At 72.9% G+C, this 16,143-nt stretch carries 12 protein-coding genes, 2 tRNA genes and 2 pseudogenes; 10 read left to right on the forward strand and 6 right to left on the reverse strand.

Translation table 11 applies throughout. The annotated features are described in order from the left end of the window. Positions 1–59: 59 nt before the first annotated feature. On the reverse strand, positions 60–611 hold the full coding sequence (locus D6270_RS17420) for an SSI family serine proteinase inhibitor (RefSeq protein WP_109164581.1): 552 nt from the start codon (positions 609–611) through the stop codon (positions 60–62). 296 nt (positions 612–907) lie between these two features. On the opposite strand from D6270_RS17420, the gene D6270_RS17425 reads away from it, so the two are divergent. Further along, positions 908–998, forward strand: a tRNA-Ser gene (locus D6270_RS17425). A gap of 215 nt (positions 999–1,213) precedes the next feature. After that, positions 1,214–1,286: transfer RNA gene (locus D6270_RS17430), tRNA-Arg, on the forward strand. A gap of 45 nt (positions 1,287–1,331) precedes the next feature. Here D6270_RS17430 and D6270_RS33175 read toward each other — a convergent pair. From D6270_RS33175 to D6270_RS17440, 3 genes are all read right to left on the reverse strand, one after another. Continuing rightward, positions 1,332–2,015, reverse strand: a complete 684-nt coding sequence (locus tag D6270_RS33175) for an FAD-dependent oxidoreductase (protein ID WP_225977066.1) — start codon at positions 2,013–2,015, stop codon at positions 1,332–1,334. Next, entirely contained in the window at positions 1,925–2,710 is a 786-nt protein-coding gene (locus D6270_RS33180) for an FAD-dependent oxidoreductase (RefSeq protein ID WP_225976887.1), read from the reverse strand. The genes D6270_RS33175 and D6270_RS33180 overlap by 91 nt, the downstream gene beginning before the upstream one ends. 93 nt (positions 2,711–2,803) lie before the next feature. Next, entirely contained in the window at positions 2,804–3,748 is a 945-nt protein-coding gene (locus D6270_RS17440) for an RNA polymerase sigma-70 factor (protein WP_109164579.1), read from the reverse strand. A 274-nt stretch (positions 3,749–4,022) separates the two neighbouring features. Here D6270_RS17440 and D6270_RS33185 point away from each other — a divergent pair, with 274 nt between their 5' ends. From D6270_RS33185 to D6270_RS17490, 8 genes and pseudogenes are all read left to right on the forward strand, one after another. Continuing rightward, the gene (locus D6270_RS33185; RefSeq protein ID WP_225976888.1) at positions 4,023–4,694 is read left to right on the forward strand and encodes an excalibur calcium-binding domain-containing protein; all 672 of its coding nucleotides are present in this window, start codon (positions 4,023–4,025) and stop codon (positions 4,692–4,694) included. 88 nt (positions 4,695–4,782) lie between these two features. Beyond that, the gene (locus D6270_RS17450) at positions 4,783–5,493 is read left to right on the forward strand and encodes a hypothetical protein (RefSeq protein WP_109164578.1); all 711 of its coding nucleotides are present in this window, start codon (positions 4,783–4,785) and stop codon (positions 5,491–5,493) included. A 58-nt stretch (positions 5,494–5,551) separates the two neighbouring features. Then, the gene (locus D6270_RS17455) at positions 5,552–6,442 is read left to right on the forward strand and encodes a DUF2797 domain-containing protein (protein WP_109164577.1); all 891 of its coding nucleotides are present in this window, start codon (positions 5,552–5,554) and stop codon (positions 6,440–6,442) included. A 79-nt stretch (positions 6,443–6,521) separates the two neighbouring features. Next, complete coding sequence (locus tag D6270_RS17460) at positions 6,522–7,412, forward strand: amidohydrolase family protein (RefSeq protein WP_109164576.1); 891 nt, start codon at positions 6,522–6,524, stop codon at positions 7,410–7,412. A 79-nt stretch (positions 7,413–7,491) separates the two neighbouring features. Next, entirely contained in the window at positions 7,492–8,247 is a 756-nt protein-coding gene (locus tag D6270_RS17465; protein ID WP_109164575.1) for a response regulator transcription factor, read from the forward strand. A gap of 9 nt (positions 8,248–8,256) precedes the next feature. Beyond that, positions 8,257–9,978: a sensor histidine kinase gene (locus D6270_RS17470; protein ID WP_109164574.1), complete on the forward strand. Its 1,722-nt coding sequence runs from the start codon at positions 8,257–8,259 to the stop codon at positions 9,976–9,978. 26 nt (positions 9,979–10,004) lie between these two features. Then, positions 10,005–11,511: pseudogene (locus D6270_RS17480) on the forward strand (glycosyltransferase). After that, complete coding sequence (locus tag D6270_RS17490; protein ID WP_109164573.1) at positions 11,508–13,673, forward strand: ArnT family glycosyltransferase; 2,166 nt, start codon at positions 11,508–11,510, stop codon at positions 13,671–13,673. The pseudogene D6270_RS17480 and the gene D6270_RS17490 overlap by 4 nt, the downstream one beginning before the upstream one ends. A gap of 30 nt (positions 13,674–13,703) precedes the next feature. Here the strand turns inward: D6270_RS17490 and D6270_RS17495 are convergent. Together D6270_RS17495 and D6270_RS17500 are read right to left on the reverse strand one after the other, a co-directional pair. Further along, positions 13,704–14,971, reverse strand: a pseudogene (locus D6270_RS17495) (serine hydrolase domain-containing protein). Between the two features lie 196 nt (positions 14,972–15,167). Further along, on the reverse strand, positions 15,168–16,022 hold the full coding sequence (locus D6270_RS17500) for an endonuclease/exonuclease/phosphatase family protein (protein ID WP_109164571.1): 855 nt from the start codon (positions 16,020–16,022) through the stop codon (positions 15,168–15,170). Positions 16,023–16,143 lie beyond the last annotated feature (121 nt).

The raw sequence follows: 16,143 nt of genomic DNA on the forward strand, positions 1-16,143 counted from the left end.
ACCCTGTGACGTGCGCGGACGCGGTACGGCGAGGACGTCGCCGAAGATCGCCGACGGCCTTATCGGAGATCGGGGAGGACCGGAACCAGGTTGTTCCAGCGCGCGATCTCGCAGCCGTCGCCCCGGGTCACGGTGGTGTCCACGGGCCGGCCCTCCCAGGTCCCGACGATGCGGGCGGAGGCGTCGCCGCCGTAGATCATGGTGCACATGGTGCCCTCGGGCGCCGCCCGGAACAGCTCCCGCCCCGCCCGGGTCGCCCCGACCTCCGCGAGCCGGTCACAGGCGCCCTGCCGCTCCGGGTGGTCGCCCCCGGTGGGCCCGCAGGTCAGCTCGAACGTCCCGTCGGCCCCGGCGACCCCGGAGCGCTCCACGGTCACGGTCAGCCGGGTCCGCGCGGCGGGCTTCTCCTGGCCCACGCCACTGCCGCCCTCCAGGAACGAGGGCAGCGGCGGAAGCGGCACGGGCAGCGGCCCGAGCGCGGGGAAGGCCGAGGAGAGGGGTCCGGCGGTGGGCACGGCGGAAGGCACCTGACCGGCGGCGGTCGCGGCGGGCGCGGCGGTGGACAGCGCGGCGAGCGATACGACGGCGGCGAGAGCGAGACGGCGCAACATGCGGGCTCCTGTATCTCCGCGTCACGGACGACCGCGGATGCGACGGATGTCGAGTGGGCGGCCGGGTGCTGGGCGGCGGGCCGACCGCTCGCGGCCGCACCCGGCCGCTCCCGACCGGCGGAGGCCGAAGCCCCCACGCCTCTCTAACGCCTCTCCCGCCCGGACGTTGCGCCACCACGCCGAAGTGCTTTGCCCTGGCCCCCGCATGGCTAGTAACGTGAGCGGCGATTGGTGACACGGCGTTCGACTGTGTCATCATCTGCACGCACCACTCGCGTCCGCGCGAGGTGTGTGGAGGAGGCGTCGCCTAGTCCGGTCTATGGCGCCGCACTGCTAATGCGGTTTGGGTCTTAAAGCCCATCGAGGGTTCAAATCCCTCCGCCTCCGCTCCACCCCGAAGCCCCGTGCCCCTGGCACGGGGCTTCGGCCGTTCCCTGCACAGGCCCGCGTGTCCGCCGCGGTCAAGGGTGCGGCCGAGATCGCCCCCATAAGAGTGTTTTCGCAGGTCAGGGGTGGTGCAGGCAATGGATTTCGCGTCACGGCGCAGGTCATGTAATGTTGTTCCCGCAACGCCAACCAGGCAGAAAAGCCCGGAACGCCAAGCACTCGTAGCTTAACGGATAGAGCATCTGACTACGGATCAGAAGGTTGCAGGTTCGAATCCTGCCGAGTGCACAGCAGGCGAGAGGCCCCCAGGAGAAATCCTGGGGGCCTCTCGCGTTATCCAGCGTTCGCGGTGGTGGCATGCGGCAGGGGGGCCGGCTCCTGTACGACGGCGCGGCGGCGGGTCGGCCTGCCCAGGGTTGGGTTGGCGACGCCCCAGGCTGCGCCCTTGCAGACCAGTTCCTTGTAGAGGGCGGCGGTTCGGCCGGTGAGGGCTGCGGGGCGGGCCTGGTCGTCGGCGGTGACGTACTGGATCAGGCCGTCCTTGCGGCCCAGCGAGATGCACTGGTTGAAGTAGCGCAGCGGGACGGTCATGGGCTTGGTGCCGGTGAGGCGGGAGGCGATGGAGTCGGCGGCCTGCCAGGCGGTGGGGATGCCCGAGGCGCAGGACATGCGCAGCGGCTTGCCGCCCGGGCCCGTCACCAGGGCCGCGTCGCCGATGGCGTACACGTCCGGGTGGGAGACCGAGCGCATGGTGCCGTCGACCTCGATCCGGCCCGTGGCGTCGACCTTCAGCGCGGTTGCCCGCGCGATCGGGTGGACCGCGAAGCCTGTTGTCCACACGGTGACCGCGGCCGGGATGGTGGCGGGCCCGGTGGTGGCTTGGGCAAGCCCGTTGGGGGAGGGCGTCGTCGTGACGTGGTCGTGGCCTACGGCGGTGACCGTCGTGTGTTCGTGGACCGTGATGCCGAGCCTGGCGCAGACCTTCCGCAGGTGGCGGCGGCCCTTGGGGAGAGCCAGTCGCCCAGTGCGGTTCGGGCCACGAGGGCGACGTCCAGGTCCGGGCGGGCCTCGGCGATCTCGGTTGCCGCCTCCAGGCCGGTGAGGCCGCCGCCCACGACGGCCACGGGCTGCCCGGTGCCGAGGGCGGTCAGGCGCTCGCGGAGCCGGAGTGCCCCGGGGCGGCCGGCGATGTCATGGGCGTGTTCGGCGGTGCCGGGGATGTCGTGGGTGTTCCAGGAGCTGCCGAGGGCGTACACGAGGGTGTCGTAGGGGAGTTGTTCGGTGGTGTTGCCGGTCGGTCCGGTCCCGGTCACGTCCCCGGCCGGTCCGTTCCCGGCCTCGGTTCCGTCCCCGGTTCCGTTGCTCTTCCCGGCCTCGGTCCCGGTCCCAGTCCCGTTTCCGGCCCCGGTCTCGCCCTCGATGGTGACCGTCCTGCCGGTTGCGTCGACCGCCGTGACCCTCGCGACCCTCAGCCGGACTCCCGTTCCGGCGAACATCTCGCTGAAAGGGCGTGGCCTGAGCTCCTGGCCGACCGCCAGCTGGTGCATCCTGACCCGCTCGACGAAGTCCGGCTCGGGGTTGACGAGGGTGATGGTGACGTCCTCGTTGCGCAGCCGCCTGGCGAGGCGGCCGGCGGCGATCGCTCCCGCGTATCCGGCTCCTATGACGATGACGCGGTGCTGCGTGAGCTTCCTGACCTGCGTGACTTGCATGTCCTGACTCCTGTCTCGCGCGGTTTCGTCCCTTGAACCGGGCAGCCCGCTGATTCCTGACAGGTGGCGGTTGTGACCTGCATCACAAAGTGGTCAGAAGGCGTGGAACAGCGGCTCTCCGTGGTCGGTGGCCGCCCACCGCCGGGTCGCGCGTTCGAGTTTGTCGGGGTTGGCCTGGCTGCGGAGTCCGGCGATGCCCTCCGGGGTGATCTCCACGCACAGGACGCCGATGACCCGGCCGTCGAGGGCGACCAGGATGGCGGGGGCGCCGTTGGCGGTCGTGAGGTGGACCTCGGGAGAGCCGCCGACGAGATCGCGCTTGGCCTGGCCGGGCTTGAACAGGCCCCGCATGAACCGCGCGACCGCGACGGCCCCTTGGAGCGCCTTGGCGCGGGCCGGTACCTTCCCGCCGCCGTCGCCGACCGCGACGACGTCCGTGGTGAGGAGCCGTACGAGCGGCTCGGTCTGCCCGCTGGTGGCGGCCGTGAGGAACTCCTCCACGATGCGCCGGGCGGCAGCTGCGTCGATCTCGGTGCGGGCCCTGCCCTCCGCGACGTGCTTCCTGGCGCGGTGGAAGATCTGCTGGCAGGAGGCCTCGGTGATGTCGAGCATCTCCGCGATCTTCCGGTGCGGGTAGTCGAACGCCTCCCGCAGCACGTACACCACCCGCTCGTTGGGCGTCAGCCGTTCCATGAGGACGAGGACGGCGTACGAGACGGACTCGCGCTGCTCCGCGGTGTCGGCGGGGCCCAGCATCGGGTCCCCGGCGAGCAGCGGTTCGGGCAGCCACTGGCCCACGTACGACTCGCGGCGGGCGCGGGCCGAGGTCAGCTGGTTGAGGCAGACGTTGGTGAGGACCTTGGTCAGCCAGGCCTCGGGGACCTCGATGCGGTCGATGTCGGCCGCCTGCCACCGCAGGAACGTGTCCTGCACGGCGTCCTCGGCATCGCTCGCCGAGCCGAGCAGGCGGTAGGCGATGGCCTCCAGACGGGGCATGGAGGCCTCGAACCGGTCCATCTGGGTCCGCGTCAGAGCCATGGTCCGGATCCTACGCCCGGGGGTTGAGCGGTCGCGTTCCCCGGCGGGTGCCTCCCGGCCGGCGCGACGCACCCGGCCGCGCGTGAGGGCCGGCCGACCTGGATCGAGGGGCGGGGGCGTCCGGCCGGGAGGAAGCTGGAAGGGACGGTCCTCCTCGCGGGGCTCCGGAAGAGGCGCTGCGGACGGGGGCTCCTCACCGGGGTTCCTCGGCGAGGTGATGGGCGGGAACGGGCTTCTTCGGTCGGGTCTGCGGAGCGCGGGCTCTGCTGTGGTCGTGGGGGTCGTCGGGATCTTCGGTGCTGGGGCGTGTGCGGGGGGTGGTGGAGCGGACGGAGGGGCCGCCTCCACCTCGGTGGCCACCTCCTCGGCTCCCGCCGAAGTGGCCGCCGCGGTGACCAGTGCCGTCATCGCCTCCCCGGAGAAGCGCGCCCCCTCGCCGGAGAGGAGCGTTCCGCCTCCGGCGCCCCCCACGTCGAGTCCCCTGAGCGCCGAGGCGACCGTGGCCGCCTGCTTCGATGCCGTCAACGACCAGGAGCACCGGGAGGCTTGGGAGCTGGGCGGCAAGAGCCTCGCCGGCGACCACGGCGCCTTCGTCGACAGCCTCGCCGGTACCGAGCGGGACACCGTCCGGAGCCTCGGCGTCGAAGGGGACACGGTACGGGCGGAGCTGGAGGCGCTCCAGAGCGACGGCAGCCTGAGGCCCTTCGAGGGCACCTACACGGTTCGCTCCGGTGTGATCACGTCGGCTGACGTGCGTGAGGTCGCGGGGCCGGGGGATGGGACCACGCCGAGCGATGAGCCGGGTGTGGTGCCGTCCCCGTCCTACGAGAACTGCGATGCGGCCCGGGATGCCGGAGTCACGCCTCCGCACCCGGGCGAACCCGGGTACGGGGACCATCTCGACCGGGACGGTGACGGGGTCGCCCGCGAGCCTGACCCCCGTTGAGGCGCCGCGCCCCCCGCATCAGTGCCCGGTGCCGGGGTAGCCGGAAATGTACGGGGCGTGATGGGCGCGCCCGGCTCGGAGGTTACCGATGGGGTCGCAGAAGCACGGCCAGGTACAGCGGTGGCAGGACCGGTGGTGGGCCGTGGGGCTGCTGGTGCTGGTGGTGTGGGTCGGCATCCGGCTGGCCTTCGACGGGTGGTCGGGGTGGCCCGGCATCCTGATCGGCGGGCTCCTGTACGCCGGGTTCATGACGGCGTTCGTGATGCGGCGCCGACGCCGTGACGCCCGGGCGGTGGGGACCGATGCCGCGCGGGTGCCGGAGCTGGAGCGGCGTATCGCGAGGAACGGCGAGATCCCCGATGATCCGGCCGAACGGGCTGCCATCATTCGGCTGATCCGGCGCCGGGAGGAGAAGCTGCGGCGCAATCGTTGGTGGGCCTTCCCGCTGCTGGCGCTGATCTTCTTCGGGACCCCGGTGCTCTGGTTCGTCGCCGGGAACGTGGGGGCGGGCCTGTGGGGGCTCGCGTTCGGTGCGGCGTTCCTGGGGTGGATGGTGTGGTTCAACCGGCGCTTCGTCCGCCGTATGGCCGGGATGCGGCAGCGGATCGAGGGCGTCGGCGGTGGCCCGACCACCGGTCCGGACACCGGCCTGGCCACCGGTCCGGACACTGGCCCGGCCGCCGGCTCGGTGATCGCGCCGCCGGCCGGTCCTGTCACCGGCCCCGGTGGTGGCCCCGTCGGCGGCCCCGTTGGCGGTCCCGTCGGTGGTGCGGAGGGGGTCGCTCCCGGGGCCCGTTAACCTTCGCGGAGACGTGAGGGGTGGCGCCGTCGGGCGCGGTGGAGAGAGCGGAGTTCGCGTGGCCTTCGGGTGGCGGTGTACCGGGCTCGCGTGGCCGGGGGACGGGCCGCAGCTGGGGTGGAGCAAGGGCGCCGAGCGGCGGGTGAGCGTTCTCTCGTACGGGACCGGGCTCGGGTTCCGCGCGTTGGGTGAGCGGCACTGTGTGGGGGCGCGGGGCAACGCGTGCCCTCTGGGGGCCGTGGTGTCCGTGCGCAGTACCGGGGGCCGGTGCCCCGAGTGTGCGCGGCTGGACCGGGCCCACTCGGTGGCCGCCGATACGTTGCTGGACGACCCACGGACGTACCGCGTCTATCTCGCCTGGTTCGGGCCCGGTCTCGTCAAGGTCGGGATCACCCGGGAGGAGCGGGGCGGCGCGCGGCTGCGGGAGCAGGGGGCCGTGGCGTACACGTGGCTGGGGCGTGGGCCCCTGATGGCCGCCCGGCGGACCGAGGAGGTGCTGCGGGCCGCCCTCGGGGTGCCGGATCGGATCCCGTATGCCAAGAAGCGAGGCGTGCGGAGCCGACTGCCGGGAGAGCAGGAGCGGTTGGCCGAGGTGGTGGAGTCGTACGGGCGGGCCGTCGCACTTCAAGGGCGTTGCTGGCCCGAGTCGTTGGAGCCGCTGCCCCTTGAAGTCGTCGATCACGTAAGGATCTTCGGGCTTGACCGTGCTCCTGCCGCCACCCGGTCGGTGAGTGAGCTGGTCGACGGGGGCGTGGTGGCCGGGCGGTTGGTGGCTGTCGCCGGGCCCGATCTTCATCTGGCCGCAGGTGGGGACGGGGGTGTCGTCGTGCTGGATACGCGGCTCATCACCGGGTGGGAGCTTTCCGCCGTGGATCCGGCCGCGGCGAACGATGTACGTGTCCCCCTCATCGACATCCGGGGTGGCGGCGTGCAGGGTGGGTTGTTCTGACCCTGTCCTGATCCATTCCGCGAGGAGCCCGCGCGTGGAAGCCGAGAGCGCTGAGAGTGTGGGGAGTGCTGAGAGTGCCGTGAGCGACGAGAGAGCCGAGAGCTATGACGTCGTGCGGTTCTGGGAACGGCTCGGACTGCCCGGCATCATCGACGTGCACACCCACTTCATGCCCGAGCAGGTCCTGCGCAAGGTGTGGGCCTACTTCGACTCCGCCGGGCCGCTCACCGGGCTGGAGTGGCCCATCACCTACCGGTACGAGGAGGAGCGACGGCTCTCCGTACTCAGGTCGTTCGGCGTCCTCCGCTTCACCTCCATGCTCTACCCGCACAAGCCCGGCATGGCCCGCTGGCTCAACGACTGGGCCGCCGGCTTCGCCGCCCGGGTGCCGGACTGCCTGCACACCGCGACCCTCTTCCCGGAGGAGGGCGTGGAGTCGTACGTGAAGGAGGCCGTCGAGAACGGGGCGCGGGTCTTCAAATCGCACCTCCAGGTCGGGGGCTACGACGCCAACGACCCGTTGCTGGAGGGGGCTTGGGGGCTGCTCGCCGAGGCCGGGGTGCCCGTCGTCATGCACTGCGGGTCCGGGCCCGTCCCGGGGAGGTTCACCGGGCCCGAGCCCATCGGACGGCTCCTCGCACGCCATCCCCGGCTGCGCCTGATCGTGGCGCACATGGGGATGCCGGAGTACGCGGAGTTCCTGGCGCTGGCGCAGGCCCATCCCGAGGTGCGGCTGGACACGACGATGGCCTTCACCGACTTCAGCGAGGGGTTCACGCCGTTCCCGGCCGGTGAGCGGGGGCGGCTGGCCGATCTCGGGGACCGGATCCTGCTGGGGACGGACTTCCCGAACATTCCTTACCCGTACGTCCATCAGCTGGAGGCGTTGGAGCGGCTCGGGCTGGGGGACGGCTGGCTGCGGGCGGTCTGTCACCGGAACGCGGAGGCGCTGTTCGGGGGCGGTTCCTGAGGGGCCGGTCCGCGCTTTCTCAGGCAATTCACAGAAACGGGTCAGGCTTCTCTCACGGGCGCCTCACAGGCTGGTGCCCATGACGACGACGACCGCGACGACCGCGCCCCAGGGGCGTACCGAACTGCTCAGGCCGGACCGTACGCCCGTGCGCGTCCTGGTCGTGGACGACGAGGCTCCGCTCGCCGAGCTGCTCTCGATGGCCCTGCGGTACGAGGGCTGGGAGGTGCGCAGCGCCGGTGACGGGGCCGCGGCCGTGCGCGCGGCCCGCGATTTCCGCCCGGACGCGGTGGTCCTGGACGTGATGCTCCCGGACATGGACGGGCTCGCCGTGCTGGGCCGGCTCCGGCGCGACCACTCCGACGTGCCCGTCCTCTTCCTGACCGCCCGCGACGCCGTGGAGGACCGGATCGCCGGGCTCACGGCGGGCGGCGACGACTACGTGACCAAGCCGTTCAGCCTGGAGGAGGTCGTGGCACGGCTGCGCGGGCTGATCCGCCGCTCCGGGACCGCGCTCGCGGCCGAGCGGAGCCAGTCCACGCTCACCGTCGGGGACCTGGTGCTGGACGAGGACAGCCATGAGGTGAGCCGGGGCGGGGACGCGATCCACCTGACCGCCACGGAGTTCGAGCTGCTGCGCTTCCTGATGCGCAACCCGCGCCGGGTGCTCAGCAAGGCGCAGATCCTGGACCGGGTCTGGAACTACGACTTCGGCGGCCAGGCCAACGTCGTGGAGCTCTACATCTCCTACCTCCGCAAGAAGATCGACGCCGGGCGGACCCCGATGATCCACACCCGGCGCGGTGCGGGGTATCTGATCAAGCCCGGTGAGTAGGCGCGGGGTATGAGGGGGCTGCGGCGGCCATGGACCCTGCGGACCCGGCTCGTGGTGTCCGCCGTCTCCCTGATCGCGGTCGTCGCGGCCGTCATCGGGTCCGTCACGGCGATCGCCTTCCACAGCTACATGTACGGCAAACTCGACGACCAGCTCCACTCCGTCGCCGTACGGGCGGAGCGGCCGCCGGGTCCCGGGCCGGTGCCCGAGGCCCTGCGGGACGCCGGACCGCTCGGCTTCGTCGGCGGCGGCGGGCAGCCGCTCGGCACGTTCGGGGCCCTTCTCGACACCGACGGGGACATCGCCGCGTCGAAGGTCGTCGAGGACAGCGGGCTGCGCTCCCAGGAGAGCGCGAAGCCGTTGACCGAGGCCCAGCAGCGGGCCCTGGAGGCCGGTGCTCCGGCCACCGGTGAGGACGCCCGGAGCGTCGATCTGCCGGGGCTCGGCGGCTATCGCGTGGAGGCCGCCACCACCACCGAGGGCCACACCGTCCTCGTCGGCATCCCCACCGCCGAGGTGAGCGGCGCGCTCACCACCCTCATCGTCGTCGAGGTCTGCGTCACCGCCGCCGGGCTCATCGCCGCCTCCCTCGCGGGCACCGTCCTCGTCGGCGTCGCCCTGCGCCCGCTGCGCCGGGTCGCCGCCACCGCCACCCGGGTCGCCGAACTCCCGCTCCACAGCGGTGAGGTGGCCCCCCTCGAACGCGTCCCGGACGCCGAGGCCGACCCCCGTACCGAGGTCGGGCAGGTCGGCGCGGCGCTCAACCGGATGCTGGGGCACGTCGGTTCGGCGCTGGCGGCCCGGCAGGAGAGCGAGACGCGGGTACGGCAGTTCGTCGCCGACGCCAGCCATGAGCTGCGCACCCCGCTGGCCTCGATCCGCGGGTACGCCGAGCTCACCCGGCGCGCGACGGGGCGGGCGACGGGAGCGATGGGACGGGCGACGGGACGGGAGACGGAGCGGGCGAAGGAGTGCGATGCGGCGGCGTCCGAACCCGTCATCCGGCACGCGCTGGGGCGGATCGAGTCGGAGGCGGACCGGATGACCGGGCTGGTGGAGGACCTGCTGCTGCTCGCCCGCCTCGATGCCGGACGCCCGCTCTCGTACGAGAGCACCGATCTCCTGCCGTTGGTCGTGGACGCGGTCAGCGACGCCCGGGCCGCCGACGCCGACGCCACCGCCGGGCCCGACGCCCTTCACCACTGGCGGCTGGAACTGCCCGATGAACCCGTGACCGTACGCGCCGATCCCGCCCGGCTCCAGCAGGTGCTGGTCAACCTGCTGGCCAACGCCCGCACCCACACCCCGCCGGGCACCACCGTCACGCTCTCCGTGCGGCCACCCGCACAGGTGGCCGCACCGCAGCAGTCCGTACAGCAGTCCGTACAGGAGTCCGTACGGCAGTTGGTACAACCGTCCGTACGCGCCGATGAGCCGGTCATGCTGGAGGTGCGGGACGACGGGCCGGGCATCCCGGCGGAGCTGCTGCCGCATGTCTTCGAGCGGTTCGCGCGCGGCGACGCCTCGCGTACCCGTGGGGCCGTCGGCGGCGGCTCCGGCGGCTCCACCGGCCTCGGTCTCGCCATCGTGCAGGCCGTCGTCTCCGCGCACGGCGGGCGCGTACGGGTGGACTCGGCGCCCGGCCGGACGGTCTTCGCGGTCGAGTTGCCGGCCGAAGCAGCCCCGTACGAGCACTCACAGGGCAGGGACAGGCTCACCACACCGGTGTGACAGCGCGGTTGGCGAATGTCGGTGCCATGACCACCACCGACAGCCTCCGGAGCGGCCCCGGCGCCGACGTTCGCACCAGCGGGGCGGGCCGATACAGCGGCGGGACCGGCAGGGACAGCGGCAGAGGTTCGGGAGAGGACAGGGGCGGGACCGGCAGAAACAGCGGCAGGGGTACGGGAAGGGACGCCGGCCGTCTGCCGGTCAGGGAGCACCTCCCGGCAGGGCCGGCCGCCACCCCCTCCCCGCCCCCGCCCCCGTCCTCGACGTCGTCGTCCCCGTCCACAACGAGGAGACGGACCTCCGCCCCTGCGTCCTGCGCCTCCACGACCATCTGTCGCGCACCTTCCCGTACGCCTTCCGCATCACCGTCGCCGACAACGCCAGCACCGACACCACGCCCGCCGTCGCGGCCCGGCTCGCGGCGGAGCTGCGGGGGTGCGGTACGTACGGCTGGAGGAGAAGGGGCGCGGGCGGGCTCTGCGTACGGCCTGGACCGACTCCGACGCGCCGGTCCTCGCCTACATGGACGTCGACCTCTCCACCGACCTCAACGCCTTCCTCCCGCTGGTCGCCCCGCTGATCTCCGGCCACTCCGACCTGGCCATCGGCTCGCGGCTCGCCCGGAGTGCGCGGGTGGTACGCGGGTCGAAGCGGGAGTTCATCTCGCGCGCCTACAACCTCATCCTGCGCTCCTCCCTCGCCGCCGGATTCAGTGACGCCCAGTGCGGGTTCAAGGCGATCCGGAGCGAGGTGGCCGAGCGGCTGCTGCCGATGGTGGAGGACAGCGGCTGGTTCTTCGACACCGAGCTGCTGGTCCTCGCCGAGCGGGCCGGGCTGCGCATCCACGAGGTGCCGGTCGACTGGATCGACGACCCCGACTCGACCGTCCACATCGTCCGCACGGCCACCGAGGACCTGAAAGGCGTGTGGCGGGTGGGGCGCGCGCTCGCCGTGGGCGCGCTGCCGCTGGACCGGCTGGCCCGGCCCTTCGGCGACGACCCGCGCGACCGGGCGCTGACCGGGGTGCCGCGCGGACTGGCCCGCCAACTCGTCGGGTTCTGTGTGGTGGGCGCCCTCTCCACCCTCTTCTACCTCGCCCTCTACTCCCTCCTCCGGCTCGGCGTCGGCCCTCAGGTCGCCAACGGCGGCGCGCTTCTCGTCTCCGCCGTCGCCAACACCGCCGCCAACCGGAGGCTCACCTTCGGCGTACGCGGCCGGGGCGGAGCCGTACGCCAACAGGCCCAGGGCCTCGTCGTGTTCGCGATCGGTCTCGCCCTGACCAGCGGCTCGCTCGCGGCGCTCGGCACGGCCACCGGCTCGCCCTCGCACGGCACGGAGCTGGCCGTCCTGATCACCGCCAACCTCGCCGCCACCGTGCTGCGCTTCCTGCTCCTGCGCGCCTGGGTCTTCCCGGCCCGCGCCTGCTCCGACCCCGACCTCGCCCCCGTCCCCGATTCCGACCCCGCCCCCGTCCCCGATTCCGACCCCGATTCCGATTCCGCTTCCGATTCCGCTTCCGAGGACGTCCGATGACCGCGACCACCGCCGCCGCACCTCCGATCCCGGTCCCCGCGCCGCCCGAACGCACCGACGGCCCCCGCTGGGCACGCCCCGCGCTGTACGGGCTCCTCCTGGCCGTCGGGCTCGCGTACTTCTCCAACCTCAGCGCCTCCGGTTACGCCAACTCCTTCTACTCCGCCGCCGTCCAGGCGGGCAGCCAGAGCTGGAAGGCGCTCTTCTTCGGCTCGCTGGACGCCGCCAACGCCATCACCGTCGACAAGCCCCCGGCCGCCCTCTGGCCGATGGCCCTGTCGGTGCGGCTCTTCGGGCTCAACTCCTGGGCGCTCCTGGCCCCTCAGGTCCTGATGGGCGTCGCCACGGCCGCCGTACTGAACACCGCCGTACGCCGTCGCTTCGGGCCGGTCGCCGGACTGATCGCGGTCGGCGTGTTCGCGCTGACGCCGGTCGCCGCGCTGATGTTCCGCTTCAACAACCCGGACGCGTTGCTCGCCCTGCTGATGACCGTCACCGTGTGGTGCGTGCTGCGGGCGCTTGAGGAGGGGCGGACGACGTGGCTGCTCTGGGCGGGGGCCGCGGTCGGGTTGGCGTTTCTGACGAAGACCTTGCAGGCGTTCCTGATCCTGCCGCCGCTGGCCGTGCTGTACGCGGTGTGCGCGCCCGTTCCCGTACGGAAGCGGCTCGGCCAACTCGCCTTGTCCACCCTGACGATGGTCGTCGCCGGGGGGTGGTGGGTGGCGATCGTGGAGCTGATGCCCGCGTCCTCGCGGCCGTACGTCGGCGGCTCGCAGAACAACTCGTTCCTGGATCTCACCTTCGGCTACAACGGGCTCGGCCGGCTCAACGGTGAGGAGACCGGGAGCGTCGGTGGTGGGGGCGGCGGCCGTGGGGGCGGTGGTGGTGGCTGGGGTGAGACCGGCATCGGGCGGATGTTCAACTCCGAGGTGGGCGGCCAGATCGCCTGGCTGCTGCCCGCCGCGCTGATCCTGCTGGTGGCCGGTCTCTGGCTGACCCGGAAGGCGGCCCGGACCGATTCCGCGCGGGCCGCGTTCCTGGCGTGGGGCGGGGCGCTGGTCATGACGGCTGCGGTGTTCAGCTTCATGGCGGGGATCTTCCACCAGTACTACACGGTGGCCCTCGCCCCGTACATCGCCGCGCTCGTCGCCATGGGGGTGGCGGTGCTGTGGGAGGAGCGGGGTGGCTGGTGGCCGAGGGCGGTGCTCGCGGTGGCCGCTGCCACGACGGTGGTCTGGGCGTACGCCCTGCTGGGGCGGACCCCGGAGTACCTGCCGTGGCTGCGGTGGGCGGTGCTCGTGGGCGGGCTCGTGGGGGCGGCCGGGCTGCTGGTCGTGGGACGGTTCGGCGGGCGGGGGCTGGTCCTCGCGGTGGTGGGGCTCAGCTGCGCGGCGTCGCTGGCGGGTCCGACGGCGTACACCGTCAGCACCCTGAACTCCGGGCACCAGGGGTCGATCGTGACCGCCGGGCCGTCGGGTGGCGGCGGTATGGGCGGGCCCGGGGGCCGGGGTGGTCCCGGGGGGCCTGGTGGCGGTGACGGCGGTGGGCAGCGCGGGGGGACGCGGCCGCCCGGCGGGCAGGCCCCCGGTCAGGGGCAGTTCCCGGGGCAGGCCCAGGATGGTCAGCAGGGCGCTGCGCCCGGCGGAACGGCCCCCGGAGGGACCGCGTCCGGCGGAACGGCCCCCGGCGGCAACGGAACCGCGCCCGGCACAAGCGCTGGGACCGGGACCGGGACCGGATTCGGTTTCGGCGAGGGCGTGAGGGGCGGCGGAGGTGGAGGGATGGGCGGGCTGCTCAACGGCGCGTCCGTCTCCACCGAGGCGAAGGCGCTCCTGAAGAAGGATGCCGACGCCTACACCTGGACCGCCGCAGCCGTCGGCGCGCAGAACGCGGCCGGCTACCAGCTCGCCACCGGCCACCCGGTGATGGCCATCGGCGGGTTCAACGGCAGCGACCCCTCCCCGACGCTCGCCCAGTTCAAGAAGTACGTCGAGGAAGGGAGGATCCACTACTTCGTGTCGGGCGGAACGGGCGGCGGGGGAATGGGAGGCGGCGGAGGCAACGGGACCTCGTCCCAGATCTCCTCCTGGGTGACGGAGAACTTCACCGAGGTCACCGTCGGCGGCGCCACCTTCTACGACCTGACGCAGCCGGTCGGTTGAGGACGGCGGGCGTACGCGGCCGGGACCGGGTCAGAACCCGGCCGCGTACGTCCAGAAGTCCCGCATCACCTGGGGCGCGGTCGGCCCGGCCAGCTCCACCTGGGTGAGCAGGACGGCGACCGTGCCCGTGGACGGGATGATGTGGGCGGTGGTGCCGGTGCCGCCGATCCAGCCGTAGCGGCCCAGAACGTTCCACGGGGCCGTGATCTCGACGTCCACCGAGCCGCCGAACCCCCAGCCCTGGCCCTCGGTGAACAGCCCGCTCGCCGCGCGCTGGTCCGGGGTCAGCTGGTCGGTGACCATCTGCCGCACCGACTCGCCGGCCAGCACTCGCCGCCCGTCGTCCGCCAGGCCCTCGGCGAGCAGCATCCGGCCGAAGGCGTACCAGTCGTCGACGGTCGAGACCAGGCCGCCGGCCCCGGACGGGAAGGCGGGCGGACCGCTCCACTGCCCGTCCGGTCCGTCGACCAGCTCCAGGCCGCTCCCGCCACCCTCCCCGGCCCGGTAGTAGCCGGTGAACCGGTCCAGTGCGCCGGGCGCCACGGCGAACCCGGTGTCCGTCATCCCGCGGGGCTCGAACAGCCGCTCCGCCAGGTACACGGGCAGCGGGCGGTCGGCGACCCGGGCGATCAGGACCCCGAGGATGTCGGAGCACGTGTTGTACAGCCAGCCCTCGCCCGGCTGGTGGAGCAGCGGGATCCGGGAGAGCGCGGCCATCCAGGCGTCCGGCTCGGGCACGGCCTGCGGCTGCGGCGGGCCCTGTTTCAGCTCGGCGAACAGCGGGGCGAGGGCCGGGAGCGTGAAGTCGGACGGGAAGCCGTACCCGGCCCGGAAGGTCAGCAGGTCCAGGAGGGTGATCGGGCGGACCGCCGACACCACGTCGTCGACCGCGCTCTGCGGGGTCCGGACGACGAGCGGCGAGGACAGCTCGGGGAGCCAGGCGGCGACCGGGTCGGCGGGGGCGATCAGCCCGTCCTCGACGAGGGTCATGGCGGCCGCCGCGACGATCGGTTTGGTGATCGAGGCGAGGCGGAAGAGGGAGTCGCGCCGCATGGGCGAGGCGGAGGCTCCGGTTCCGCGCCCGCCCCCGCGCCCGCCCCCGGTCCCGGTCCCGGTCCCGCCTTTGGTTCCGCGCCAGCCCCCGCCCTCGGCCCCACCCCGCCCCCGGCCAGCGTGGCCGAGCCCGCCGCCGCCACCTCCACCCGGTCGCCCCGGGCGACCAGCGCCACCGCGCCCGGCGCCGGCCCCTCGGCGATGTGGGCGTCCAGCAGTTCCTGAAGTCCGTACGGCGTGCTCATGGTCGGCCTCTCTCCGGTCCCGCGTGCTCGGTCATGAGTCCGCCCTCCTTGGTGCGTCCCCCCGTGGGCAGCGGTCCGTGAGCGGTGCTCGGACTGTAAGACGTCATCGGGCGCCGAAAGAGAGCGGCACGACGGCAAAGACGAACAGGGAGCGGCACGACGGTAACAAGCAGACTCCGTACCCCCACCAGGTGCCTCACCGCCCCCGCAGCACCAGATCCGCCACCACCGCCCGGTGGTCCGAGGCGACGCTCTCCGGCACCCACACCCGCCGCACCTGGGCCGCCCCCTTCGACACCGCCACGTAGTCGATCCGCTTGACCGGGTCCTGCGCCGGGAAGGTCGGCGCCCCCGGGTCGGCGTCCGTCAGCTCCTTCCAGAGCGGGGCCAGTTCCGGGGCGCCGGGTTCCGCGTTGAAGTCGCCGAGCAGGATCTTGGGGCCCCGGTCCTCGGCCATGATCCGCCGGGTGTCGGCGACCTGGGCGGTGCGTACGACGGGGTCCGGGCGGTGGTCGAGGTGGGTCACGTACACATGCACGGGCCGCCCCTCCACCCGTACGACCACCTCGCCGAACCCCGGAGTCGGGGCGGGGACCGGGCTCGGGTCCTGGGTCGAGAGCCGGGTGATCTCGTGGTTCTCGGCGCTCACGATCCGGTACCGGGACAGCACCGCCACCCCGAACTCCGCCCGCGGCCCGCCCGGTTCGGCCGGGTCCAGGCTGTAGATCGGGGCGAAGAACACGTACATGCCCAGCCGCCCGGCCAGCTCCCGCGCCAGATCGCGCCACTCGCTGCGCGACCCCCAGTGCCGGTCGACCTCCTGGAGGCCGATCACATCGGCGCCCAGCGAACGGAGTTCGGCGGTCTGCCGGTCGAGATCGAAGACGTTGTCCATGCCCGCACCGGCATGGATGTTGTACGTGGCGACCCGCAGCGGCACGGCACGGGCGGACGCCGTCGAGGCGGCGGCCGGGGGCGATCCGGGTAACGCGCCCAGCAGGGCGGCGGTGAGGAGGAGGTGCGGGAGGCGGATGCGGCGACGCGGGGACATGGCTCTCCGATCGGCGGGGACGGCGCGCGGGCCGTGGGCAGAATTCGAGTTGTACGCCGTACAAGGAGTGTCCTACGGTGTACAACGCTCAGGCCCTATACGCCGTAGAACCGGTCACGTC

This window comes from Streptomyces griseus subsp. griseus (genome assembly GCF_003610995.1).
In the GTDB taxonomy this organism is placed as follows: Bacteria; Actinomycetota; Actinomycetes; order Streptomycetales; family Streptomycetaceae; genus Streptomyces.

Bases quoted from the DNA above. Each gene is read 5' to 3' on its own strand.
- D6270_RS17470 (WP_109164574.1), top strand. From the start codon at position 8,257: ATGAGGGGGCTGCGGCGGCCATGGACCCTGCGGACCCGGCTCGTGGTG.
- D6270_RS17500 (WP_109164571.1), bottom strand. From the start codon at position 16,022: ATGTCCCCGCGTCGCCGCATCCGCCTCCCGCACCTCCTCCTCACCGCC.
- D6270_RS17440 (WP_109164579.1), bottom strand. From the start codon at position 3,748: ATGGCTCTGACGCGGACCCAGATGGACCGGTTCGAGGCCTCCATGCCC.
- D6270_RS17465 (WP_109164575.1), top strand. From the start codon at position 7,492: ATGACGACGACGACCGCGACGACCGCGCCCCAGGGGCGTACCGAACTG.
- D6270_RS17490 (WP_109164573.1), top strand. From the start codon at position 11,508: ATGACCGCGACCACCGCCGCCGCACCTCCGATCCCGGTCCCCGCGCCG.
- D6270_RS17450 (WP_109164578.1), top strand. From the start codon at position 4,783: ATGGGGTCGCAGAAGCACGGCCAGGTACAGCGGTGGCAGGACCGGTGG.
- D6270_RS33180 (WP_225976887.1), bottom strand. From the start codon at position 2,710: ATGCAAGTCACGCAGGTCAGGAAGCTCACGCAGCACCGCGTCATCGTC.
- D6270_RS17420 (WP_109164581.1), bottom strand. From the start codon at position 611: ATGTTGCGCCGTCTCGCTCTCGCCGCCGTCGTATCGCTCGCCGCGCTG.